This window comes from Naasia sp. SYSU D00057, assembly GCF_017916505.1.
Lineage (GTDB): Bacteria > Actinomycetota > Actinomycetes > Actinomycetales > Microbacteriaceae > Naasia.
Window position 1 is genome coordinate 1 of the sequence record NZ_JAFMSZ010000015.1, and the last position, 524, is coordinate 524.

Annotated in this window: 1 protein-coding gene; it reads right to left on the bottom strand. The window is 67.6% G+C overall.

Annotated features, from left to right (window positions below; genetic code table 11):
• A partial coding sequence (gene istB / locus J3P36_RS16060) for an IS21-like element helper ATPase IstB (RefSeq protein ID WP_210509264.1) occupies window positions 1–524 on the bottom strand: 524 nt, incomplete at both ends.

A 524-nucleotide genomic window follows, 5' to 3' on the forward strand; every position in this document is an offset into this window, starting at 1 on the left:
GGCGCTTGTCCTTCAGCCGATAGCTCTCGCCGCTGATCTGCACGACGGTGGCGTGGTGCAGGAGGCGATCGAGCATCGCCGCCGTCAGCACCGTCTCGCCCGCGAAGGCCTGGTCCCAGCTGCCGAAGGTCAGGTTTGAGGTGAGGATCATCGCGCCGCGCTCGTAGCGCTTGGTCACCACCTGGAAGAACAGGTTCGCCTGCTCGCGGCCCATTGGCAGGTAGCCGATCTCGTCGATGATCAGCAGGCGGTAGATGTTCACCGCCCGGTGCAGCACCTCCTTCAATCGCCCCTGCCGCTGCGCCGCCTCCAGCAGCAGCACGAGGTCTGCCGCCGTGGTGAACCGCACCTTCCAGCCGCGCTGCGTGGCCAGATACCCGAGCCCGATCGCCAGGTGCGTCTTGCCCACGCCACTCGGTCCGAGGAACACGACGTTCTCCGCCCGCTCGACGAAGGCGAGGCTGGCCAGTTCGCTGATCTGCTGGCGCGGTGCGCCGGTCGCGAAGCCGAAGTCGTAGCCGTCC